1 tRNA gene is annotated in these 309 nt (G+C 34.0%); it reads right to left on the reverse strand.

The window, feature by feature from the left end:
* Window positions 1–216 precede the first annotated feature (216 nt).
* A tRNA-Pro gene (locus B7695_RS07095) sits at window positions 217–290 on the reverse strand.
* Window positions 291–309 lie beyond the last annotated feature (19 nt).

Genomic DNA, 309 nt, shown 5'->3' on the forward strand with positions numbered 1-309 from the left:
TAACATAAATCTCAAAAAATAGGGTGAAAAAACCTTTATTTGTCATGCAAAAAAATAGAAGATACGATAGAGAATCACTTTGATGATCTCAATCACACCTCCTATTCAAGTAGTTAGATCACTAACTTAATGACATTGAAAAGCAAACTGTTTCTCTCTTAATGTATATAATATCTAGTTAAATAAAAAGATACGCTTACGTATCTCTGAAACAAATCGGGAAGACAGGATTCGAACCTGCGACACCTTGGTCCCAAACCAAGTACTCTACCAAGCTGAGCTACTTCCCGAGTTAAATAGAAAAATGCA

This window comes from Streptococcus mitis, from assembly GCF_002096845.1.
Taxonomy (GTDB): domain Bacteria; phylum Bacillota; class Bacilli; order Lactobacillales; family Streptococcaceae; genus Streptococcus; species Streptococcus mitis_A.